Annotated in this window: 20 protein-coding genes and 1 pseudogene; 9 read left to right on the plus strand and 12 right to left on the minus strand. The window is 69.9% G+C overall.

Annotated features, from left to right (window positions below):
* Positions 1–271: 271 nt before the first annotated feature.
* On the minus strand, positions 272–1,594 hold the full coding sequence (locus tag AC0682_RS02230) for a DUF2637 domain-containing protein (protein ID WP_478530528.1): 1,323 nt from the start codon (positions 1,592–1,594) through the stop codon (positions 272–274).
* Between the two features lie 172 nt (positions 1,595–1,766).
* A complete protein-coding gene (locus tag AC0682_RS02235) occupies positions 1,767–2,603 on the minus strand; it encodes a DUF4231 domain-containing protein (RefSeq protein ID WP_478530529.1) in 837 nt (278 codons plus the stop codon).
* Between the two features lie 426 nt (positions 2,604–3,029).
* On the opposite strand from AC0682_RS02235, the gene AC0682_RS02240 reads away from it, so the two are divergent.
* Complete coding sequence (locus AC0682_RS02240) at positions 3,030–3,230, plus strand: hypothetical protein (RefSeq protein WP_478530530.1); 201 nt, start codon at positions 3,030–3,032, stop codon at positions 3,228–3,230.
* A gap of 46 nt (positions 3,231–3,276) precedes the next feature.
* Here AC0682_RS02240 and AC0682_RS02245 read toward each other — a convergent pair whose 3' ends face one another.
* The 7 genes and pseudogenes from AC0682_RS02245 to AC0682_RS02275 all read right to left on the minus strand — a co-directional run bounded on the left by AC0682_RS02245 (position 3,277) and on the right by AC0682_RS02275 (position 11,444).
* On the minus strand, positions 3,277–3,714 hold the full coding sequence (locus AC0682_RS02245) for a hypothetical protein (protein ID WP_478530531.1): 438 nt from the start codon (positions 3,712–3,714) through the stop codon (positions 3,277–3,279).
* Positions 3,711–5,879 carry a hypothetical protein gene (locus AC0682_RS02250; RefSeq protein WP_478530532.1) on the minus strand — a complete coding sequence of 723 codons (2,169 nt, stop codon included), beginning with the start codon at positions 5,877–5,879 and terminating at the stop codon, positions 3,711–3,713. Before AC0682_RS02250 ends, AC0682_RS02245 begins: the two co-directional genes overlap by 4 nt.
* Entirely contained in the window at positions 5,876–7,756 is a 1,881-nt protein-coding gene (locus AC0682_RS02255; RefSeq protein WP_478530533.1) for a hypothetical protein, read from the minus strand. Before AC0682_RS02255 ends, AC0682_RS02250 begins: the two co-directional genes overlap by 4 nt.
* Complete coding sequence (locus AC0682_RS02260) at positions 7,753–8,838, minus strand: hypothetical protein (RefSeq protein WP_478530534.1); 1,086 nt, start codon at positions 8,836–8,838, stop codon at positions 7,753–7,755. The genes AC0682_RS02255 and AC0682_RS02260 overlap by 4 nt, the downstream gene beginning before the upstream one ends.
* Positions 8,839–9,262: 424 nt before the next feature.
* Positions 9,263–9,424: pseudogene (locus tag AC0682_RS02265) on the minus strand (DUF2637 domain-containing protein); the annotation flags it as partial.
* Positions 9,425–9,606: 182 nt separating this feature from the next.
* Positions 9,607–10,431 carry a DUF3558 domain-containing protein gene (locus AC0682_RS02270; protein ID WP_478530535.1) on the minus strand — a complete coding sequence of 275 codons (825 nt, stop codon included), beginning with the start codon at positions 10,429–10,431 and terminating at the stop codon, positions 9,607–9,609.
* 149 nt (positions 10,432–10,580) lie between these two features.
* Positions 10,581–11,444, minus strand: a complete 864-nt coding sequence (locus AC0682_RS02275; RefSeq protein ID WP_478530536.1) for a DUF3558 domain-containing protein — start codon at positions 11,442–11,444, stop codon at positions 10,581–10,583.
* A gap of 175 nt (positions 11,445–11,619) precedes the next feature.
* Between AC0682_RS02275 and AC0682_RS02280 the strand changes: the two genes are divergently transcribed.
* Positions 11,620–12,813 (plus strand): RtcB family protein, encoded by a 1,194-nt coding sequence (locus AC0682_RS02280; protein WP_478530537.1) that lies wholly within the window; start codon positions 11,620–11,622, stop codon positions 12,811–12,813.
* A 73-nt stretch (positions 12,814–12,886) separates the two neighbouring features.
* Here AC0682_RS02280 and AC0682_RS02285 read toward each other — a convergent pair whose 3' ends face one another.
* Positions 12,887–13,645, minus strand: a complete 759-nt coding sequence (locus AC0682_RS02285) for an SDR family NAD(P)-dependent oxidoreductase (RefSeq protein ID WP_478530538.1) — start codon at positions 13,643–13,645, stop codon at positions 12,887–12,889.
* A 214-nt stretch (positions 13,646–13,859) separates the two neighbouring features.
* Here AC0682_RS02285 and AC0682_RS02290 point away from each other — a divergent pair, with 214 nt between their 5' ends.
* Complete coding sequence (locus AC0682_RS02290; protein WP_478530778.1) at positions 13,860–14,429, plus strand: hypothetical protein; 570 nt, start codon at positions 13,860–13,862, stop codon at positions 14,427–14,429.
* Positions 14,430–14,447: 18 nt separating this feature from the next.
* On the plus strand, positions 14,448–15,155 hold the full coding sequence (locus AC0682_RS02295) for an AAA family ATPase (RefSeq protein WP_478530539.1): 708 nt from the start codon (positions 14,448–14,450) through the stop codon (positions 15,153–15,155).
* Positions 15,156–15,169: 14 nt separating this feature from the next.
* Here the strand turns inward: AC0682_RS02295 and AC0682_RS02300 are convergent, their stop codons facing one another.
* Entirely contained in the window at positions 15,170–15,904 is a 735-nt protein-coding gene (locus AC0682_RS02300) for a Mut7-C RNAse domain-containing protein (RefSeq protein ID WP_478530540.1), read from the minus strand.
* Between the two features lie 433 nt (positions 15,905–16,337).
* Positions 16,338–16,922 (minus strand): hypothetical protein, encoded by a 585-nt coding sequence (locus AC0682_RS02305; protein WP_478530541.1) that lies wholly within the window; start codon positions 16,920–16,922, stop codon positions 16,338–16,340.
* A gap of 379 nt (positions 16,923–17,301) precedes the next feature.
* On the opposite strand from AC0682_RS02305, the gene hemL reads away from it, so the two are divergent.
* The 5 genes from hemL (at position 17,302) to AC0682_RS02330 (ending at position 22,287) form a co-directional block, all read left to right on the plus strand.
* A complete protein-coding gene (gene hemL / locus AC0682_RS02310) occupies positions 17,302–18,525 on the plus strand; it encodes a glutamate-1-semialdehyde 2,1-aminomutase (protein ID WP_478530779.1) in 1,224 nt (407 codons plus the stop codon).
* Positions 18,522–19,235, plus strand: a complete 714-nt coding sequence (locus AC0682_RS02315) for a histidine phosphatase family protein (protein WP_478530542.1) — start codon at positions 18,522–18,524, stop codon at positions 19,233–19,235. The genes hemL and AC0682_RS02315 overlap by 4 nt, the downstream gene beginning before the upstream one ends.
* Positions 19,236–19,534: 299 nt before the next feature.
* Positions 19,535–20,803: a polysaccharide deacetylase family protein gene (locus AC0682_RS02320; RefSeq protein WP_478530543.1), complete on the plus strand. Its 1,269-nt coding sequence runs from the start codon at positions 19,535–19,537 to the stop codon at positions 20,801–20,803.
* 67 nt (positions 20,804–20,870) lie between these two features.
* Positions 20,871–21,473, plus strand: coding sequence for a TlpA family protein disulfide reductase (locus AC0682_RS02325; protein WP_478530544.1), 603 nt, complete (start codon positions 20,871–20,873; stop codon positions 21,471–21,473).
* 4 nt (positions 21,474–21,477) lie between these two features.
* Entirely contained in the window at positions 21,478–22,287 is an 810-nt protein-coding gene (locus AC0682_RS02330) for a cytochrome c biogenesis CcdA family protein (RefSeq protein ID WP_478530545.1), read from the plus strand.

Here is a 22,287-nt window from a genome sequence, read left to right on the forward strand (position 1 = left end):
ATAAATGGTTATGGGCTAATACGAAGATGGACGATACAGGAGAAGCCTGGCCCTCCTGCGCGATTCGACTCCCCCGGGTCAGGCCCGGAACAGCCGTCACCAACAATCGACCCGCGGATCTGCGAGATGGTTGCGCAGAGCTCGCGAACGTGTTGTACGCCACGCCTATTCGAGGTGTCCCCCAGGTGGCACGCGGCCGTACGCCAGGGGTACGTCACGGTGCGCGCCGACCGTAGGCCAGGGGTGCGTCAAGGTGCGCGCCGACCGTACGTCAGGCGCTCTGCTCCGCCGTCGACTGCGCCGGGGTGTACGCCTGCCTGAACTGCGGCATCAGACGCTGGAGAAGCTCGGTCGAGCGGGGGTGCCGTACGTTCCGGGTGTCCGCGAGGTGGATGTCCAGGATCTCCACGCTCGGGTACTGCCCCTCCTGATCGGTGTACGCGGTGAACACCTCGAAGGCCAGCTCGGCGTACTCCGCGTCCTCCTGGGGCCACTCCTCCAGCTGCGGGGCCTCCTCGGGATCGGGCTCGGGGACGCGGGCCGCCTCGGGGGCCTGCGCCCGGACCCGGGGGCGCTCCTCGTGGCGGGGGTGCGGGACCGCGCCGATCGTGCCGACGTCACCGAGCGGGCGGGTGCGGCCCGGCCCCAGGGGCACGGCGGCGGGCGTGGGCTCCAGGCCCTCGGCGTACTCGGGGTCGTACGCGCTGGAGGGCGGGCCCTCCGGAAGCTTCTGGGCGGCGAACCAGGGGCTGTCGTGGGTGGGCGGGACCGGGGAGGGCTCCGGGGTGGCGGGGGCCTGGGGGGCTGCCGAGTTCTCCGGGGCTTCGGGGGCGTGCGAGGCCTGCTCGGACTGGGGCTGCGAGGGGGCCTGGTGCTGCTGGGGGGCCTGCTTCTGGAGTGCCGTGGGCTGCGGCTGCTGCTGGGCTTGGGGCTGTGCCTGTGCCTGCGGCTGTGCCTGGCTCTGCCCCTGCCCCTGCTCCTGCCCCTGCTCCTGCCCCTGCTCCTGCCCCTGCTCCTGCCCCTGCTTCTGCTCCTGTCCCTGTGCCTGCCCGGGCTGCTCTTGCTGGGGGGCGTACGACAGCTCTGGCAGCTCCGCCTTCGGGGCGGGCGGCAGCAGGGCCGGTTCGATGCCGGCGGCGGCGAGCCCGGCCGGGGCGGTCTCGGCGAGGGGGACGCCGTACTTCGCCAGCCGCAGCGGCATCATCGACTCGACCGGCGCCTTGCGGCGCCAGTTGCGGCCGAACCGGGCCTGGAGGCGCGCCTGGTAGATCAGCCGCTCCTGTTCGAGCTTGATGACCTGCTCGTAGCTGCGCAGCTCCCACAGCTTCATGCGCCGCCACAGCTTGAACGTCGGTACGGGGGAGAGCAGCCAGCGGGTGAGGCGCACGCCCTCCATGTGCTTGTCCGCCGTGATGTCCGCGATCCGGCCCACCGCGTGGCGGGCGGCCTCCACGGAGACGACGAACAGGACCGGGATCACCGCGTGCATCGCGGTGCCGAGCGGATCGGGCCAGGAGGCGGCCCCGTTGAACGCGATGGTCGCGGCGGTCAGCAGCCACGCGGTCTGGCGCAGCAGCGGGAAGGGGATCCGCATCCAGGTGAGCAGGAGGTCCAGCGCGAGCAGGACGCAGATGCCCGCGTCGATGCCGATCGTTATATCGCTTGCCTGTTGCGGGTGTTGCTACTCCGTGCTGGCGGCTTCAGCGGAGGTCAGAAGAGGTCTTGCCCTCCGCTGCGATGCAACGATCCTGTTGTGTGCGAAAGTCCTACCCTTGACTCCGCTGTTGCTCAGGTGACTGCTCCAGTTGCAGTTCCCGCTTGCGCTGCTCTTCCTTGATCTTTTCCACGAGGCGCGCGAACCGTCGCAGCCGTTCCTTCTCGCCTTCCTCGGGCGTGAGGGAGGGATCGACGGACTCGTACTCGTCGAGGTGGAACTGGACCGCGGTGTAGTGCTTCTCGAGTTCGTCCGCGGTGGACTGCAAGTTGAAGCCGCGCTCACGGAACTTGAAGTAGCCCGACAGGCCGGCGGACACACCGACCGTGGCGCTAAGGATGGTGGCTGCCAGGCTCAGCGGTGTGACGTCGGTGTTGTCCATGGCGACCAAGGTCGACGCGACGATCGACCCGGCGATGATGAGCGCCTGAAGCGCGTTGTTCACGCGTCGGTTGCGGGTTGCCCTGACCCGGTACGCGTCCATCAGTTCAAGAGTCGACTCCCGATAGATCCGCAGTGCGGCCTCGGAGTCGAGAGGGAGCGCCGCAGCGGCGTTCTGCTTCTCCGCGAGCTTCTTGCGCAGTTCGGATGTGTGGTCGACCTTGGTCTTCCGGTTGTACATCAGCATGACGCCCGCGCCGACCCACAGGGCTGCCACGATGATGAGCCCTGCCCACCGCGTGAAGGTCGGCTTGTCTTCCCAGAGTCCGATGACGACCGTATAGCCGAGGAGGCCGGTCAGTATCATGGAGCCGAAGGCGACCAGGTAGTACATCCGCCGCTGGAAGCGCGTGGCCTTCAAACTTTCCAGGGCGTGGTCGTAGGCCCTGCTCTTCTCCCGGTACGCGCTCTCCAGCGCGGTGATTTCGGCTTCGGTCAGTCGGGCCACAGCGCTTCTCCCCCGTGTACATGCGGACGTAGCCGCCAATCGCGCTGCAGGTGACTTCGGCTTGATCCGTGTCGAGCGTGGCAGTCACCCTAAGTACGTCAGGCAACACCCGCATACCTCGTTGCGAGTACTTGGCCGAAAGTCGCCGAGGTGCGAGGTGATGGCTACTCGGACTCGGTGCAGGGCGCGCGGTGCCTCCCAGTAGCATCGGCTGGTTCGTGCGGCCGGGATGGGTGACCTGTTGGGTCGCTAAAAGCATTTGAAGGGGAGGGCGGATGGGGCTGTTGGGCTAGTTCTCCAGTAAGCAAGAGCCAGAGAGGAGCCGTCGGGGCCTAGCCACGCTGAGAACCTAGGGGTCGCGGTCGGCATCGGAGACGAGTTCACGATCGTCTCGCGGTCCAACCCGAGAACTGAGGCAGGGGTGTCGTGAAGACCAGAAGTGTCCGGTGGCTGCTCGCGCCCGTGACGCAGTGGCGTGTACGTCGCCTGATGGCGGCCCAGGGGCCTTCGATCCCGTACGAAGCGGCTTGGACGCTGGTGCGCCTGGGGCAGAAGCCCGACGAACTGCCGTTCGCCCAGGCGGCGTGGCGGCAGGCGGCTGCGCCGATCGTGGATGGCGTCCCTTGATGTGGTGTAGCTGCTCTTGGCCGGTGTGCGCCCCGGACCGTCGCGCTCAGGTGCGAGGCGTCCTCCGCCGGGAGGGAAGGGGCAGCACGCGTGCTGACTCCGCGTTCTGCTCGGTCAGTGCCTCGTACTCCAGCGCCATCAGGTTGATCACGGTGGCGTACGTCTGGACTTGTTCCTCAAGCTCTGAGCAGTAGCGCTGCAGCTTCGAATGCCGTCGGCGCAGGTCGTCCCGTTCCTCGGCCGTCTTCTGGTGTGTGCCGCGGGAGTCCTCGGCCTGTCGGACGCGGTCCTGGAAGAGGTCGCGCAGGTCGGTGTGCCGGTGGGTCAACTGCCAGCGTCTGACGTCGGCTTCGATGGCGAGTTGGGACACGCTGAGGCGACCGGTGGAGCGCTTGGGGGAGCCGGAGAGCATTCGGTCCATGGCGGCCAGGATGGCTTTGCGGACCGGGTCGGTCTCGGGAGCGGTGGTGGGGGAGTCGTTCATCGGGTCGGTTTCCTGCCCTCGTGATGAGCATCGAGGATTGCTTGAAGGCGGGCGAGTTCGTGCTGGTCGCGCGCGTGACGAATGGGCGGGGCGAGGGGATCGGAGACGGTCTCCTTGAGTTCGACTACCTGCTGTTCGACGTGGGCGATGTCGCGGTCGGTGCGGGTGAGGCAGCGGCAGTTGGGCCGACAGTCGTCGATGTCGGGGGTGATCAGGGGGTCGTCGGCGGTGCCACGCAACTGGCAGGCGGCAGTGGCCGGGTTGAGGACGCAGGTCATGCCGGGGCCGTGGTGGATCTGGAGCAGGGGGTTGCCGAGCAGGTCGCGGGACTGGGCGGTGCTGGTCAGGACGCGTCCGGCGAAGGTGCGATGGGCTCCGCTCACGCGGTGTCGGTAGGTGTCGGCGGCGGGCCCGCTGACGTGCTCACCGGCGGCCAGGGCGCGTTCGTCCTCAGCCAGGGTCTCCATGCGGTACAGCCAGTCCTCGAAGGCGTATTCGTCGGGGAAGCCGGAGTCGTAGGAACCGGCGTAGCCCTGGAGCATCTGGACGTGCACATGGCCGTACTGGATGGCGGCGGCGACCAGGCCGCGTGGGCGGCGCCGGATGAACCAGGCCAGCGTCCTGCGGAAGCGGGAGGGGGAGAGAAGGCCGTGCCGGTCGTCGGGGACCCGGTCGGTGCGCTCGAGGCGGGCGCAGTACGCGTTGATCCATTGGGTGAGGTCGGTGATGTCCTCGGCGGCACTCTGGACGTCGCGTGCCGCGCCCAGGCGGGTGGTGGGGCGGCGGTAGCTCTCGATGTAGGTGGGGAAGAGCAGCTCGCTGGAGTGCAGCTCTTCCAGTACCGCGATGGCCCGGGCGACGGTTGCCACGACGACCCAGGGGTCGGCGCGCTCTGCGCCCTGGGGGATCTTGTTGCCGTCGGCGTCCACGGCGTTCTTGTAGTAGAGCCCGCCCATCAGCAGCATCCCGGTCTCGGGATCCTTGCGCAGGCAGCCGCGGCGCAAGGAGAGGACCTCCCCGGGGCGTGCGCCGGAGAGGTATGCGATGACGATGAAGCAGGCCGTGCTCAGCAGCCGGGCCAGCCGGGGTGCCTCGTGATATCCGATGGCTGAACTGCGCCAAGGGCTCCCTTCAAGCAGCCCGGTTACGGACACGTCCAGGGGGATGTCGGGGTCGATGGGCAGGCCGGACTCGGTGATCAGGCGGCCGGTGCCGTTGCGTCTGATCTCGGCGGAGCAGACGAAGAGGCGCTCGATGTGCCGCCAGTCGATCTGGAGCTTGCCGTCGTTGGAGAGATGCCCAGGCAGGTGGCCCCCGTCGGTGCGCAGCTTGTCGAGGTAGTCGATCACCGCTCGGCGCAGCTGGCCCGGAAGGTAGCCGCCGCGCCTCTGCTGGCCTGCCGGGCGGCGGATGAGTTCGGGGCTCAACGCGTGCAAGCGGGTGTGCTCGGCGTGCGCGGACATGATGTCCGTGGCGAAGTCCTCGACGAACCGCAGCGCCCATACCAGCAGCGTCTGCATCACCCGCTCGTCGATGCGGGGGGTGCGGTTCTCCATTTGCGGGCGGACCTTCTTGAACAGGTCGCGGGGGTCCTCGCCGTTCCACGGAGGGGTGGACGGTAGCCGCATGAACGGCGGCAGGATCTCCCGGTGCGCCCACAGCCGCCGGACCTCGCCCACCCGCCGGTACTTGAGCCCCAGAGAGATCTTCGCGTCCCTGAGGTCGTCGAGGTAGCGGTCCAGATGGGCTGGGGTGACCTGCGCGAACGACGTCGCTTGCTGCTGGTGCAGCCATCGCACGAAGGCCTTGAGCTGCGGGAACACGATGGAGACCGTGAGCGGGGAGATCCGTTCCCCGCGGGAATTGCGCATGCTCCTGGTGCGGGGGAGATTCAGCAGCTGCCACACGTAGTACTTCACCTCCAGCCGCCAAGGCGCCGGAACGGGCCGGAAGTTCAGGCTTACGGCCTTGGTGTGGGCCTCGAAGACGGCCGGGGTCAAAATCCACCGGTCATCGCCGAACCGCGACAGCGCCCGACGGTCCGTACCCCCTCGGCATTCCCGGCGCAGCAAAACCAGCGTGTCCGGCCCGGGCCACTCCGTGCCCTCGGGCAGCCCGTCGGGAGCGTCGTTCCGGAGAAGCGCGATGGCGGATTGGCTCATCATCGAAGATCGAGCTCCCTGCTGAGGAACCGGGTCACCAGGGCCCGGTCGTCATCGGTGGCACCGGCCCGTGCGTCCTCGACCACGGTCTTGGAGTGCTGGCCGAGCAGATCGGCGAGCTGAGCGTGCGGGGCGGCGAACCGCTGCGCCCACTGCAGCGCAGGCATCTGCGCGCGCCGCTCCTCGATCCGGTCGTGCACCAGGACCTGGACGGGGAGATGGCGGGGGAGTGCCCGCGCGCACGGGCAGTCCAGGCACAGCATGAACGACGCCCGGCACGGCTGACCGGCGGGCGCGTACTGGCCGCCGGTGTTGTCCGCGCAGGCATTCATCACGGTGTCGAGCTCACCGTCGATCATCCGTTGCAGCGTGGCCACGTCCACGCCGTACGCGGCGGCGACCTGCTCCGGTTCCTCCTGCGCCTGCCGCAGGTCCTCCTCGGAAAGGGTGGCCATCGCTCCGCGCGCCTTCGCTTTGGCCACCTCCTGCGCGAGCGCGTCTGCCACCACCTTCTGGTACTCGGCGAGATTGCCCCGGTTGCGCGCCAGATAGGTGGTGGCCAGGGTCCGCTCCGATTGCGCCACCGGTCGCTGATGCAGTTCCAGATGGGTCAGCCGGATGATGCCCAAGGTGACCCGAAGCGGCACCGGCCGCTCCTTGGCATCCTTCTTGTCCGCCAGCAACCCGTGGGCGCGGGCCCAGGGTTGGATCATGGTGTCCTCGAAGTTCTCCGACAGGCTCGGCAGATCCGGGCTGGTCAGCGCTTGTCGTACCAACAACCGCCGCGAGCAAAGCAGCTCCCGTGACCTGTCCGTGAGCTCGTGCAGCAGCACGTACAGACCGAACGCGGTGTGCAGCTCGTCCTTCGTCGACAGACTCTGCGGGTCGGACGGAATGCTGATCCAGTCGGGCACCTGCGACAACACCAGACTCATGTGCTGATGACGGTCACGGCGCGACTTGCGGCCCGCCACGATCGCCGTCCCCAGATCACCTGTGTATCCGTCCGCACGATGATGCGCCGCCGGCATCGCCCACAGCACACTCGCGTTCTCGCCCGTGAGCACCCCCATCAGCACCGCGCCCGCCACCGCCTCGCGCCGCGTCAGATGCAGCGACGACACGATCTCCTCCACCGTGCCGAACCGGTGCACCCATGGCAGCGGGGCCTCCCGGCCATGGCACTGGGCCCACGTGCGCGGCACGTCCCCCACCCGGTCCACGCTCTCCAGCAGCTCCATGCGCCGCTGACCGGCAAGATCCCCGTCATCGGGCAGTTCACTGGCCCGCCAGGCCCGCAGCGTCTCCCGGTTACCGCGAATCCGGGCCGCAGCACCCCGCAGGTCCGCCCGCGCCGCCTCGGCGACCCGCTTGAACTCCGCCCGGCTCAGACTCTCCTTCCGCTTCCCTTCCGCCCGGCGCGGTCCCTTCTCACCGAGCTTGGCGCGCAGCGCCTCACTGAGCCCCTCCGCGTGCGCCAGCAGCAGCTTGACGTGCTCCAGGTCCCGCGCCGCCGAGACGAACCCGCTCCGGCTCTCCAACAGGCCGTCCAGATGCTCCGGCAGTAGATGCTCCGGCAGGACAGGACTCCACACCAGGCCGGCCACGTGCTCAGCCAACTGCGTCGCCGCGCGGTACGCCAGATTCATCGCATCCAACGAGGTCAGACCACCGCCGGGCGCCGTCCGCGACGCGAACGCCCTGGCCAGCATCTCGTGCAGTTCCCGCGACACCCCCAGATGCGAGAAGCCGTAATCCTTGGACACACCCGTCGTCTCGTCGAAGCAGCGCACCACCAGAGTGCTGCCGACCCGGTGCAGGCCCCAAGCCCGCTCCGCTCCCGCCTGCGGCAGCGCGGCCTCGCGTCCCCGGCGGCTCACCGCACCGCCAGCGGATCCGTACGCACCCGGGGATGGCCTGTGAAGACATCCGCCATGAACCGCTCCACCGGGAACCCGTCGGCGTGCCGCAGCAGCAGCTCCACCTCCAGGTTCCGAAACGGCTCCAGGTAGACGTTCTTGGTCGTCTCCACCTGCCGGTGCCCCAGCATCGTCTGCACCAGATGCCAGTGATCGCCGAACTGCTCTCTGAAGTCGCGGGTCTCCTCCTGCGACAGATGCCCGAGCTGGCGGGCCTGCACCAGCTTGGCGACCGAGTACCACTTCAGCGCCAGCGAGTGCCGCAACATGTGCGGCGTACAGCTGAAGTCCTTCAGCCCGAGCGCGGCGATCCGCTCGTTCGCGGCCTCGAAGGTGTGATGCCACCCGTGCCCGTCCCGGGGCAGTCCGTCCTCGTTCAGCCAGAGAGCCAGCGGCTCCAGCCCCTGCGGTGTACGCCGAAACAGCATTCTTCGGTCAGCAGGATCCAGCTCGTTCCACGCCGTCGTCTCCCGTTCCCCGCTCTCCGCCTCGAGCGTCACCGCCTGACGCCCCTCGAAACCGACCGCGATCCGCCGCTCAGGCACCCGCTCATAGCGGCCCGCCACCTGCGCCCGCCGCACCGACCGCGCCCGGGCCCCCTCCACGTACGACAACACGTCGGAGAGCACCGCACGCGGCATCCAGTACGTGTGCCCGTAACCGCCCTTCGCGCACGCGTCAGCCAGCGCACACGTGTAGTAGCCCCGCCCTCGCGTCTCCTCCGGGAGCTCCGGCAGCACCACGCTCGCCCACTCCGACAGTCGCAGGCCCGTGCCGTACAAGCCGTCGGCGAATACCGCGTCCCGCTGCTCGTTGCGGCCACCCCACGCGGGGTCCTCGCGGCCGTCCAGATCCAGCCCGCGCAGCCCGAGGTCCCGCCACCGCGCGTAGCCGGCCGGGTCAAGCCACTTCACGTCTTCCTGCTTGCGGCCCCGCGAGGTCTCCAACTCCTCGAAGGGGTTGACCACTTGGAAGCGTCCGCCCATCCACCGGTAGAACGTCTTCAGCCCCGCGGCGTCGCGGTAGAACGAACTGCGCTGCACCCGTCGTGGGTTACGCGGATCGGTCACCCGCCAGAACTGGAACTCCCGCGCATCGTCCTCGGACGCCTCTTACCAGCGCCGCCCCAAGGACTCCACGAAGTTCAACCACAGACACACCGAGTAGGCATAGTCCCGGTTCGTCCGCGCTGCCCGGCCCTTCATCTTCGGCGACCCGAAGAACGAGTTCACCCGCAGGTCGGGACGACCGTCAGGGCCGATCAGGAACCACTGCCCGTGCCTCCCGCCCAGGGCCATGGCCCACGACACGAGATCGGACGCGAACCGGGTGCACGCCTCGGGTAACGGGCCCGGGCTCTGTGTCTTCAGGTTGTACCGGTACGCGCGCCAGCGCCCGCCACCCACATCAACTGTGCTCACTCACGCCATAACGACGAGCCCAGCAACAGGTCACTGGCTACAGAACGACGGGGAAGACCAGGGAGAACTGGCCGAACCCCTTGGCCTCGGCCAGCTCGCGCACGGCCGCGTAGGAGCCCGCGAACCCGATGGCGGCGATGATCACCGCGCCGGCGACGACGATCCCGATGAGTATCCGGTGCGTGCGTGTCAGCGGTATGGCGGCCACCGGCGCTCCCCTCCCCGACTTCTTCTCTCCCGGACCGGCATCCATGTCCGGCGCTGGCACAGCCTGGCACATGTGTGCGAGTTCCGTTGCGCGGGGAGGCGGAAGCCCGGCCCTCGGCGGAGGGCCGGGCTCCGGAAGGACGCCGTACGGCCGGGGAGTTCGGCTTCCCGGCCCCGCTCAGGTCACGACTTGGGCGTGGCCTCCGCGTCGTCCTTCTTCTCGTCCTTCTTGTCGCCCGACTGCTCGCCTGACTTCTCGTCGGACTTGCCGTCGGCCTTCTCCGCCTCGGCGGCCTTGTCGACCGCGGTGACCGCTTCCTTCGCCGCCTTCTGGGCGCCCTTGAGGATGTCCGCGGCGGACGGGGCCTTCGCCCCGGCGAAGCCCGCCCCGTTGTAGGTCAGGGTGACGACGACATTGCCCGTACGGGCGACGACCGTGCTGTTCTCGAACTTCTCGTCCGACTTGTCGAGGCCGTACGTGATCGCCGTCGCCTCGTCGCCGATGCCGGGGGCGTCGGCGGCGGCGACCTTCTGCGCGCCCTCGCTCGCCTTCTCCTTGGCGACCTGCTTCGTGTAGTCCTCGGCGGCACGGTCGGCCCCGCTGCCCAGCGACTGGTCGGAGTCGAAGCGGGTGAAGGAGACGGAGAGCCAGCGGTACTGCGAGCCCTTGACGCCGTTGTCCTTCAGGCCGTTCCACGAGCAGCTGCCGCGCACCGAGAGATCGCTGGAGCGGCCCGCCGTGCCGCCCTTCTTCTTGGCGTCGGGCACCAGGTCCTCGATCGTCCCCTTCCCGATCGAGGAGCACGCGTCGGGCAGGTCGCCGTACTTCGCCGGCTCGACCGCGGGCTTCGTCGGCTCGGTGGAGGCGGCGCCGGACGGCGAGGAGTCCGCACTCTTCTTGGCGTCGGAGCCGGAGCCGGAGTCCGACGAGCAGCCGACGGCTACGAGCATCACCGGAACGGCGGCGCAGGCGAGGATGCGGGACAGGCGCGGAGCTGAACGGTGCATGGTTCCTTCACTCGGATGGCACGGAGGTCTCGGTCGTGGAGGCTCGGTCGGTCGTCTTCGTCGGTACGTCCTCAGGGGAGCCACGTTACGACGGGCGACGGGTTCCCGGCGCCCCGGTCACCGGTGGACCGACGCCCCGGGAAACGGCCCTACCCGCTGATCACCTCGGCCAGCTTCCGAGCCAGCGACCGGGCCTTTTCCTGCAGTTCCCTGCTGTCGGGCACCTTGGTGACCAGGGTCGGCTGCTCGCCGTACCGGACGGTCACGAGCACATTCGATGTGCGGAATACCACGCTCACCGTGCGGTGCTGTGTGGTGGAACCTGCCTGAGTGAGGAGATCATCCAGAAATGCGGCATCTCCGAGCCCGGTGAGCACCCGCGGCCGGAGGTCCTCGTCGCCGTTGCCGGGTGCGGCCGGGGTGCCGGAGGCGGACGTGGAGGCGGACGGGGAGGGCGAGGCGGATACCGAGGGGTCCGCCGGGTCCTGGTCGTCACCGGGCTCCGAGGTCCCCTTGCCCTCTCCTCCCGCGCTCGCCGTCGCGCCCTTGCCCTGGTCCGGGCGGCCGCCGCCCGTCCCCGGCAGCTCGGCCGCGTTCTCCTTCTTCACGTACAGGGCGCGTGCGCGGTCCTCGTCGCTCACGGCGGGGTCGTACGACACCACGCGCTCGAAGTCGATCGTGAGGTTGCGGGAGGAGTCGGGCGCGGAGGACTTCCAGCTGCAGCCGACCTTGCGATCGGTGTCGTACGTGATGATCGCCTTCCCCCGGACCGCCCTCTCCTGCTGCTGCCGCGACAGCTGCGCGATGCCCGGCAGCAGGTCCTTGAGCACGGAGTCCGGCACGGCCCGGCAGGGCGCGGGCAGGGTGCGGTACTTGCCCGGGGGCGCGGTGGTCGCGACGGGGCTGCCCGGCTTGCTGTCGGCGTCGCTCGCGCCGCCGCCGGAGCCGGCGCTGCAGCCGACCGCGAGCGCCGCGAGGAGTGCGACGCCGGGTACGTAGGCCTTGTGTCGCACCGTCCCAGGCTCCCTTCGGTACGGAAAAAGGTGTTGCCGCCGCGAGGCGGCCGATGGACACAATGTGTATCGCACGCGCCGCTGTGAATGCCGGTCGGCCGACTTGTTTGCCGACCTTGGCACCGGTTTTGCGCTTTCAGTCTTTTCGGGGGAATCGCGGGGGAATCGAGGAGCTATGTCGTACGTAGAGGTACCGGGGGCGAAGGTCCCCATCCGGATGTGGACCGATCCGGCGTCCGTCGAGGACGTGGCGATGCAGCAGCTGAGGAACGTGTCCACGCTGCCGTGGATCAAGGGTCTCGCCGTCATGCCGGACGTCCACTTCGGCAAGGGAGCCACGGTCGGTTCGGTGATCGCGATGCAGGGCGCCGTCTGCCCGGCCGCGGTCGGGGTCGACATCGGCTGCGGGATGTCCGCGGTGAAGACGTCCCTGACGGCGAACGATCTTCCCGGCGACCTGTCACGGCTGCGCTCCAAGATCGAGCAGGCCATTCCGGTGGGCCGCGGGATGCACGAGGAGACCGTGGACCCGGGACGGCTGCACGGGTTCCCGACGGCCGGGTGGGACGACTTCTGGGGGCGGTTCGACGGGATCGCGGAGGCGGTCAAGTTCCGTCAGGAACGTGCCACGAAGCAGATGGGAACGCTCGGATCGGGCAACCACATGATCGAATTCTGTCTCGACAGTGACGGGAGCGTGTGGCTGATGCTGCACTCCGGCTCCCGGAACATCGGCAAGGAACTGGCCGAGCACCACATCGGGATCGCGCAGAAGCTGCCGCACAACCAGGGCATCATCGACCGGGACCTGGCGGTGTTCGTCTCGGACACTCCGCAGATGGCCAACTACCGGAACGATCTGTACTGGGCGCAGGAGTACGCCAAGTACAACCGCGCGATCATGATGGCGCTCTTCAAGGACGTGGTCCGCAGGGAGTTCAAGAAGGCGAAGCCGGTTTTCGAGCAGGAGATCTCCTGCCACCACAACTACGTGGCGGAGGAGCGGTACGACGGCGCCGACCTGCTGGTCACCCGTAAGGGAGCGATCCGCGCGGGCTCCGGTGAGTACGGCATCATCCCCGGCTCGATGGGCACCAGTTCGTACATCGTCAAGGGTCTCGGCAACGAGAAGGCGTTCAACTCGGCCTCCCACGGCGCCGGTCGCCGGATGAGCCGGAACGCGGCCAAGCGCCGCTTCACCGTGCGGGACCTGGAGGAGCAGACGCGGGGCGTGGAGTGCCGCAAGGACTCCGGTGTCCTGGACGAGATCCCGGCCGCGTACAAGCCGATCGAGCAGGTCATGGAGCAGCAGCGGGACCTGGTCGAGGTGGTCGCGAAGCTCAAGCAGGTCATCTGCATCAAGGGGTGAGCCGACGGTGTGAAGGGCTGAGGCCCCGTCGCCCCAGCCGTCTCCAGCACCGTCACCCGGTCCACCGCATCCGCTACAGGGTGCGGTGGACCTTCGAGTTGGAGGCCTGGGCCCGGGGGCGGACCACCAGGAGGTCGATGTTGACGTGGCTGGGGCGGGTGACGGCCCAGCCGATCGTGTCGGCCACGTCCTCGGCGGTGAGGGGGGCGTCCACGCCCGCGTAGACCTTGGCGGCCTTCTCGGTGTCGCCGCGGAAGCGGGTGGTGGCGAACTCCTCGGTCCTGACCATGCCGGGGGCCACCTCGATCACGCGGACCGGAGTACCGACGATCTCCAGGCGCAGGGTCTCGGCCAGGACGTGTTCGCCGTGCTTGGCGGCCACGTAGCCGCCGCCGCCCTCGTAGGAGGAGAGCGCGGCGGTGGAGGAGAGGATCACGATCGTGCCGTCGCCGCTCGCGGTCAGGGCGGGGAGCAGGGCCTGGGTGACGTTGAGGGTGCCGATGACGTTCGTCTCGTACATCTGGCGCCAGTCGTCCGGGTCACCGGTCGCCACCGGGTCCGCGCCCAGTGCGCCGCCCGCGTTGTTGACGAGGAGGGCCAGGGAGCGGAAGGCGGTGGCGAACTCGTCGACGGCCGCCCGGTCGGTCACGTCCAGGGTGTAGGCCGTCGCCTCGTGGCCGGCCTCGACGATCTCGGCGGCCAGTGCCTCGATCCGGTCCTTGCGGCGCGCGGTGAGCACGACCCGGAAGCCGGCCGCGGCCAGCGTGCGGGCGGTCGCGGCACCGATGCCGCTGCTCGCGCCGGTGACGACGGCGATGGGGGTGGCGGTCATGGCGATCTCCTCGGGCAGTTGATCGGTAACGGGAGAAGGATAGGCAGCCGTTGCCCGCCCGGTCTGCCCCGCCTCCATGGACCGGGCGGGGCCCGACAGGGGCCGGCCGTGGGCTGTGCGGGTGGGGGAGAGCGCGTCGAGTTCGTCCTTCAATAGGACAATTAGCCGCTCTCGGTATCTTCCGGCCATGGGACTGACGCGTAGAGGACTGCTGATGCCGTTGTCCGTCGCCGCCGCGGCGGCGGCGATGACCGTACTGGTGGCGGCCGCCGTGCCGGAGGCCGCCGCCTCACCCGAGACCCACCGCGAGGCCCTGGCCGACCGTGCGGCCTCGGTCGCCCTGGCCGCCCCGGCCGCGGAAGCCGTGCCGGTCGCGGAGTCCGCTCCCGCCGCCCCCGTGCCTGCGGCGGATCTCGCCCATCACGGGTACGTCTCCGTCTGGGGCGACCACGTCGCGATCCGCATCCGGAGCGAGAACCTGGGCCCCTCCGACGTCGCGGCCTCCACCGTGCGGCTGCGCTTCTCCGGGCCCCTCGCCGTGCGGCAGGAGCTGCCGCACGGCTGCCTCCGGGGCGGCCGTGCCACCGTGCTCTGCGAGACCGGCGGGCTGCGGGCCCGTGGCGGGGCCCGGCAGACCGCGCTCGACCTGAGGCTGGCGAGCCGCCAGGACGAGGTCGTCGTACGGCTCGACACCGTCTGGCACGGCGGGGCGCGGGACGCCGACCGCACGAACGACACGCACGAGGTGCTCGCGCCCGCCACGGGAGATGCGTACGCCTTCTGAACCGGTGATCATGGAGCGGTGATCGTCGAACGCGCGTATGCCCATGTGGATTCCCCCGACCCGGGGGAGTGGCCCTGGTCGGTGCCGTGCGTACGGCAGTTCCTCGATGAGGGGCTGCGGTTCCGGGCGCCGGTGACCTTCCTGGTGGGGGAGAACGGGTCGGGGAAGTCCACGCTCGTGGAGGCGTTGGCGGAGGGGTTCGGGCTGGACAGCTACGGCGGCTCGGCCGACTGGAAGTACGCGACATCGCGGGGCAAGTCCCTCCTCGGTGAACGCGTCCGCTTCGACGCCGCGCCCCGGGGGCGGCGCATGGCCTACAGCCGGTCCGCGCGCAAAGGGTTCTTCCTGCGTGCGGAGACGGCCCTCGACGCGTTGGAGCGGGAGAGCCTGGAGCCGGACACCCGCAGTCACGGGGAGGGGTTCCTCGCAGCCTTCCGGGAGAAGTTCGTGGTGCCGGGGCTGTACGTCATGGACGAGCCGGAGGCCGCGCTGTCCTTCGCCTCCTGCCTCGAACTCCTCGGGCACATCGACCAGTTGGTGAAGGCGGGCGGCCAGGTGGTGTGCGCCACCCACTCGCCCCTGCTCACCGCGCTGCCGGGCGCGGACATCGTGCAGCTGGGGGAGGGAGGCATGGAGCGGGTGCGGTGGGCGGACCTGGAACTCGTCGACCACTGGCGGCGCTACCTGGCCGACCCGCAGGCCTACCTGCGCCACATCGTCGGCTGACGGCGACCGCACGGCTACGCCGCCGCGCCGCCGAACTCCCGTACCGCCTCCGCGACGATCGTCTCCAGATGCCCGTGGTGCGCGCCCCGCCAGTACACCCGGGCGCACTCCGTGCACTGGGCGAACACGTCGTACGCCTGCTGCGTGCCGTGCTCCAGCAGATCGCTCACCGTGTCCTTGTCGGCCTGTGCCAGCGTGCCGTTGCAGGCTGTGCAGCGGGTCCACGGGGCGAGTGCCGGGGCGAAGCGGCCGAGGACGTCGCGCAGCTGCTCCTGGGGGCGATCGCTGTAGACGTACGCTCCCGCCCAGATCTCCCGGCGGCGCAGCAGCCCGCGGTCCCGGGAGAGCAGGACGCGTCGCTCCCGTGCGGAGAGGGCGGCGAGCGCGGGGTCTCCGATGTCCTCGCTCTCGTACGCCGCGTCCACGCCCAGCAGGCGCAGCCGGCGGGCCAGCGTGCCGAGGTGGACGTCCAGGAGGAAGCGCAGGGGTGCGCCGGGGACCCGCTGGGGGCGCTCGACGGCGGTGACGTCGATGTGCTCGCCCGGGCCCGGGATGTGCGAGCGGTCCGCCGGGGCACCGTCCACCAGGAGCGTGCCGGCCTCGGTGAGCGGGATACCGAGGGACTCGACGACATGGCCGAGGGTGGAGGCGCCGTCGGTGGTGAGCGGCGTGCGGCCCGCGCGGCGCTCATGGGGGACGAAGAGCCGCAGCTCAGGGGCCACTTCGAGGGTGATCTCGGGTCCGTTCACCCGGCCAGGATGCCACCGGGGAGGGGCGGGTCGCCACGGAATTGGGGCGGGCTCACGGAGGTGGCCGGGCTCCTGCGGCTGCGGCGGGCCCCCGGGCGAGGGCGCGGCGTCGGAGCGATCCGGCGGGCGCCCGGCGCGGCTCGTCGTCCGGGTCGAGGGCCGCGTGGGGTTCGGGTTGCGTACGCAGTGCCTCGGCAGCGCCGATCCGGCACCCCGTGAGGCCGCTCAGGGCGTGCTCCGGCGCGAACGGGTGGGAGCCGCCTGACCGGAACCGCATTCCGCAGACCGGCCGCGCCCGGTCGTCCGGGCGCGGAGGCCGAGGGTGATGCCCGCCACCTCGGGGTGCCCGCCCGCTGCCCGCCCGCTGCCGGCCCGTGTCCCCGGCCCCGTACCGCCGCGCGGGGAGGCCGACCGGGGGAGGGCATCCCCGCTGTCAGGGCCAGACCAGGCAGTACGCCTGGTGTCCCGCGTCATGCAGCCGGTGGGAGAAGTCCTGCCACTCGTGGAGCAGCCGGTAGACGTTGAACGCGTCGCGCGGGCCGCCGCGGTCGGGGACCGTGGACCAGATGAAGGCCGCGGCGCCGACCGACTCCTCGCCTACGCCGCGCAGCGGGTCGACCACGGTCATGGGGAGCTTGACCACCGCGTAGTCGGGGTGGAGGACGACCAGCTCCAGCGGGGGCACCTTGTGCAGGGGTATGCCCTGGATGCCGGTGAGGACCATGGCGGCCACCGTCTCCGGCTTGATCTTGGTGAACATGCCGCCCATGCCCAGCTCGTCGCCGCCGAGCTCCTCCGGGCGCATCGAAATGGGCACGCGTGCGGCGGTGGCCCCGTCCGGGGCACCGAAGTACTTGTAGGTCACCCCCATCCCGCCCCCGCTCCTGATCCCGGGGGGCGGTGTGCTCTCCGCGCCCCTGCTCTGGGCCCGCTCGGCCCTGCGCCGGTGCCGCCCTCGCCGGGCAGGCTCGGGCCCCAGGTCGTCGGTCCCTTCGCCCACTCCGCCACCGCGATGCATATCTCATCCACCCGACTACTTCTTAGGAGCCACAGCCCCCGGCGCGCAACCCGATCATCGTGTCAGTGACCTCCCCCGCGGGCGTGCGGTGAAACACCTGTCCGCAAGACCGTCCGTGCCTCTGACACCATGGCATGTGTGAGCTCTCCCTGTGTCGCCCCAGTTTCGCAGACGTGAGGGGGCCGACGCTCTTCCGTGATACGAGGGGAGCGCGCTCCGCGCTCACCGGTGGCCGGGACTACCTTGGATCTTCCGGCCCGGCCTCCCGATACCCGAACCGCAGATCAGGACCAAAGTGGCGTATTCATACGAAGCCCCAGTTTCGCAGTCGCTGTTCGACCGGGCGTCCGTCGTGACGCCCGGCGGCGTGAACTCACCCGTGCGTGCCTTCCGGGCCGTGGGCGGTACGCCCCGGTTCATGGTGTCCGGCACCGGTCCGTACCTCACCGACGCCGATGGGCGCGAGTACGTCGACCTCGTCTGCTCATGGGGGCCGATGATTCTCGGCCACTCTCACCCGGAGGTCATCGCCGCCGTCCAGGAGGCGGTCGCCCGTGGCACCTCCTTCGGCACGCCGGGGGAGGGCGAGGTCGCGCTGGCCGAGGAGATCGTGGCGCGGATCGAGCCCGTCGAGCAGGTGCGGCTGGTCTCCTCCGGCACCGAGGCGACGATGTCGGCGATCCGGCTGGCCCGCGGCTTCACCGGCCGGGCCAAGGTCGTGAAGTTCGCCGGCTGCTACCACGGCCATGTGGACGCCCTGCTCGCCGCCGCCGGCTCCGGCCTCGCCACCTTCGGGCTGCCCGACACCCCGGGCGTCACCGGCGCCACGGCCGGGGACACCGTCGTCCTGCCCTACAACGACCTGGACGCCGTGCGTGCCGCCTTCGCCGCGCACCCCGGTGAGATCGCCTGTGTGATCACCGAGGCCTCGCCCGGCAACATGGGCGTCGTCCCGCCCGCCGACGGCTTCAACGCCGGACTCAGGGAACTGTGCGCGGCCCACGGCGCCCTGTACATCTCCGACGAGGTCATGACGGGCTTCCGTACGTCGAAGGCCGGCTGGTACGGCGTCGACGGCGTCCGCCCCGACCTGATGACCTTCGGGAAGGTCATGGGCGGCGGCTTCCCCGCCGCGGCCTTCGGGGGCCGCGCCGATGTGATGGCGCACCTCGCCCCGGCCGGCCCGGTCTACCAGGCGGGCACCCTCTCCGGGAACCCGGTCGCCACCGCCGCCGGCCTCGCCCAGCTGCGGCTGCTGGACGACGCCGCGTACGCGAGGATCGACGCGGTCTCCACCGAGCTGCGCACGCTGGTGGGCGACGCGCTCACCAAGGAGGGCGTCGCGCACACGGTCTCCTCGGCGAGCAACATGTTCTCCGTCTTCTTCACCGACCAGCCGGTGCGGAACTACGAGGACGCCAAGAAGCAGGAGGCCTTCCGCTTCACCGCCTTCTTCCACGCGATGCTGGAGCAGGGTGTCTACCTGCCGCCCTCCGCCTTCGAGTCCTGGTTCGTCTCCACCGCCCACGACGAGCGGGCGATCGAACGCGTCGCCGCCGCCCTGCCCGCCGCGGCCCGTGCCGCATCGGAGGCCACCGCATGAGCAACGGGACCGGAAGCGGCGGCAACGGCAGCCGCGACGAGCAGCTGACCGTGGTGCACCTGATGCGCCACGGCGAGGTGCACAACCCGGACGGTGTGCTGTACGGGCGCCGCCCCGGCTACCACCTCTCCGAACTCGGCCGGCAGATGGCCGACCGGGTCGCGGACCACCTGGGGAAGCGCGACATCACCCATGTCGTCGCCTCCCCGCTGGAGCGTGCCCAGGAGACCGCCGCGCCCGTCGCCGAGGCGCACGGCCTGGACCTGGCCACCGACCCCCGGCTCATCGAGGCCGCCAACGTCTTCGAGGGCAAGACCTTCGGCGTCGGCGACGGGGCGCTGCGCAAGCCGGGCAACTGGAGACACCTCACCAACCCGTTCCGGCCGTCCTGGGGTGAGCCGTACATCGAGCAGGTCGTCCGCATGATGGGCGCGCTGGACGCGGCCAAGGACGCGGCGCGCGGCCATGAGGCGGTCTGCGTCAGCCACCAGCTGCCGATCTGGATCGTCCGCTCCTTCGTGGAGCGCCGTCGGCTCTGGCACGACCCGCGCAAGCGCCAGTGCACGCTGGCGTCGTTGACCAGCTTCACCTACCGGGGCGACAAGCTCGTCTCCGTCGGCTATTCGGAGCCCGCCCGGGACCTGGTGCCCGCGCATCTGCTGGCCGGGGCGAAGCCGGTGAAGGGGAAGTCGAAGGCCTTCGGCGCGTAGGCCGCCGGTCGCCGTACGCGGTGCCGTGAACATACGGGACCGACCGCCACCGCGGTCGGTCCCGTTCTTCGTCAGGAGTGCCGATCCGGTCCCCCTCCTCCAGCGGCCGCTGCCGGCGCTGCGGGCCCGGCCACGGCCCGGAGGCCGCCCGCCAGGCCCCGTACCGCCCCGCGGCACCAGCCGCAAGGTAAAGCGCAATGAAATTCCCCCATGGCGCGGAACCGTCGTGTTGCTCCAGGCCTCTCACCCTTCAGCAGTTTGTATGGCCTTGAGATAAAACGACCGCAGATGGGGACGGCATGCGCGACATCAATCGAAGGGGACTGCTCGGCGCGGGGCTCGGCACGGCGGCCGCGATCGGACTCGCCGGCTGCGGCTTCTCCGGTTCTTCCGGCTCCGCCGACGGCGGCAGTGACAAGGGCGACGGCGGCAAGGGTGACACCGGGGACGGCGGCACCGGCGGAGGAAACGGTTCTTCGAAGGGCAAGGCCCGCCTGATCGGCGACGGCTCCACCGCCGACACCGGAAAGCAGCCCCACCAGCCCGCCGCCCCCGTCCGGCTCGAACCCGGCCAGACGCCCCCGCAGTTCGTGATCTTTTCCTGGGACGGGGCGGGCGAGGTCGGCAACGGCCTCTTCCCGCGCTTTCTGAAACTGGCCAAGGAACACGACGCGGCGATGACCTTCTTCCTCTCCGGGCTGTATCTGCTGCCCGAGTCGAAGAAATCCCTCTACCGTCCCCCGAACAACCCCCGCGGTGCCTCGGACATCGGCTATCTCACCGATGACCATGTCAAGGACACGCTGACGTACGTACGTCAGGCCTGGCTGGACGGCCATGAGATCGGCACCCACTTCAACGGGCACTTCTGCGGCGGTTCCGGTTCCGTCGAACGCTGGACCCCCGCGCAATGGCAGAGCGAGATCGATCAGGCCGTGTCCTTCGTCACGGAATGGCGGACCAACACCGGCTGGCAGAACGAGGACCCGCTCCCCTTCGACTACCGAAAGGAGCTGATCGGCGGACGCACCCCCTGTCTGCTCGGCCAGGACAATCTCCTGCCCACCGCGAGCAAACTCGGGTGGCGTTACGACGCCAGCTCGCCCGGCGGCCGCCAGACCTGGCCCGTGAAGCGCGGGGGCGTCTGGGATCTGCCGCTCCAGGCCATGCCGTTCCCCGGCCACTCCTTCGAGGTCCTCTCGATGGACTACAACATCCTCGCCAACCAGTCGAAGAATTCGACCAAGGGCATGCCCTCGCGCTATCCGGGCTGGCGCAAGCAGGCCACCGAGGCCTATCTCGCCGGATTCGAGCGCGCCTACACGACGAATCGCGCGCCCTTCTTCATCGGCAACCACTTCGAACAGTGGAACGGCGGCATCTATATGGACGCCGTGGAAGAAGTGATCAAGAAGACCGCCGGCAAGAAGGACGTACGGCTCGTCTCCTTCCGGCAGTTCGTCGACTGGCTCGACGTACAGGATCCCGCCGTCCTCGCCAAGCTCCGCACCCTGGAGGTCGGACAGTCGCCCGCGGGTGGCTGGAACTCCTTCTTTAAACAGGCTTGACAAGGGGCTTTACGGGCACCGAGGGGGGTGCGGGAGATCCCCGGAAGTGCCATGCGAAACTTTTCACATGAGCTTTGGCCGCGCATCCCGACGCCGCTCCACCCTGCTCGCCGCCGTCGCCGTGGCGGGTGCCCTGACCCTCTCCGCGTGCGGGGACGGCAACAAGGCCCAGGGCGGCGGGAACACCAACTTCATCACCGGCACCGGGGGCATCGCCACGGTCCCGAAGGGGGAGCGGCCCGACGCTCCGAAGCTCCAGGGCGAGAGCCTGGAGGGCAAGCCGCTCGACCTCGCCGACTACAAGGGCAAGGTCGTCGTGCTCAACGTCTGGGGCTCCTGGTGCGGCCCCTGCCGGCTGGAGGCGAAGTACTTCGCGCAGGTCTCCGAGGAGACCGCCGACCAGGGCGTGCAGTTCCTCGGCATCAACACCCGGGACGCGCAGCGGGACCCCGCCGTGAACTTCGAGAAGGACTACGGGATCACCTACCCGAGCTACTTCGACCCGATCGGCAAGCTCATGCTCCGCTTCCCCAAGGGCACCCTGAACCCGAAGGCCATCCCGTCCACCGTGGTGGTCGACCGGGAGGGGAAGATCGCGGCCCGCACGCTCCAGTCGCTGGACGCGGACCAGCTGCGCAAGATGATCGACCCGATCATCGCGGAGAAGTGACCCGGTGATCCCGCTCGCCACCCACTCCGGGAGCGCCCTGCTCGCCGGACCGGACAGCCCCGTCACGCTGGCCTCGTACAACGAGACCGTCGTGGGCGGGGCCCTGCTGCTGGCGGTTCCCATCGCCCTGCTGGCCGGTCTGGTCTCCTTCTTCTCGCCCTGCGTCCTGCCGCTGGTCCCCGGCTATCTGAGTTACGTCACCGGTGTCAGCGGGACCGACCTGGCCGAGGCCCGACGCGGCAGGGTGGTGGCGGGCGCCGCGCTCTTCGTCCTCGGCTTCACCGTCGTCTTCGCCTCCACCGGGGCGCTCTTCGGCTACTTCGGCAACGAGCTCCAGCTCCACGCCGACGTACTCAACAAGGTGCTCGGCGGCCTGATGATCCTCATGGGGGTCTTCTTCATGGGGCTCCTGCCGGGGGTGACGCAGCGCGAGTTCCGCCTGCACAGGAAACCGGTGGCGGGGCTGGCGGGCGCACCGCTGCTCGGGGCCCTGTTCGGGATCGGCTGGACGCCGTGCATCGGCCCGACGCTCTCCTCGGTGCTGTTCCTCTCCGCCGAGAGCGCCACCGCCGGGCGGGGCGCGATACTGACCGTCGCGTACTGCCTCGGGCTCGGCGTCCCGTTCATCCTGGCCGCCGTCGCCTTCCGCAAGGCGCTCGGCGCGTTCGGCTGGGTCAAGCGCCACTACGCCTGGGTCATGCGGATCGGCGGCGGCATGATGATCGTGACCGGCCTCCTGCTGCTGACCGGCGTGTGGGCCACGCTGATGCAGCACATGCAGGGCTGGTCCAGCGGCTTCGTTGTGGGGATCTGA

Source organism: Streptomyces sp. NPDC043746 (assembly GCF_056436485.1).

Bases quoted from the DNA above. Each gene is read 5' to 3' on its own strand.
- AC0682_RS02280 (WP_478530537.1), top strand. From the start codon at position 11,620: ATGTCGTACGTAGAGGTACCGGGGGCGAAGGTCCCCATCCGGATGTGG.
- AC0682_RS02285 (WP_478530538.1), bottom strand. From the start codon at position 13,645: ATGACCGCCACCCCCATCGCCGTCGTCACCGGCGCGAGCAGCGGCATC.
- AC0682_RS02315 (WP_478530542.1), top strand. From the start codon at position 18,522: ATGAGCAACGGGACCGGAAGCGGCGGCAACGGCAGCCGCGACGAGCAG.
- AC0682_RS02230 (WP_478530528.1), bottom strand. From the start codon at position 1,594: ATGCGGATCCCCTTCCCGCTGCTGCGCCAGACCGCGTGGCTGCTGACC.
- AC0682_RS02270 (WP_478530535.1), bottom strand. From the start codon at position 10,431: ATGCACCGTTCAGCTCCGCGCCTGTCCCGCATCCTCGCCTGCGCCGCC.
- AC0682_RS02245 (WP_478530531.1), bottom strand. From the start codon at position 3,714: ATGAACGACTCCCCCACCACCGCTCCCGAGACCGACCCGGTCCGCAAA.
- AC0682_RS02325 (WP_478530544.1), top strand. From the start codon at position 20,871: ATGAGCTTTGGCCGCGCATCCCGACGCCGCTCCACCCTGCTCGCCGCC.
- AC0682_RS02320 (WP_478530543.1), top strand. From the start codon at position 19,535: ATGCGCGACATCAATCGAAGGGGACTGCTCGGCGCGGGGCTCGGCACG.
- AC0682_RS02290 (WP_478530778.1), top strand. From the start codon at position 13,860: ATGCCGTTGTCCGTCGCCGCCGCGGCGGCGGCGATGACCGTACTGGTG.
- AC0682_RS02305 (WP_478530541.1), bottom strand. From the start codon at position 16,922: ATGCATCGCGGTGGCGGAGTGGGCGAAGGGACCGACGACCTGGGGCCC.
- AC0682_RS02250 (WP_478530532.1), bottom strand. From the start codon at position 5,879: ATGATGAGCCAATCCGCCATCGCGCTTCTCCGGAACGACGCTCCCGAC.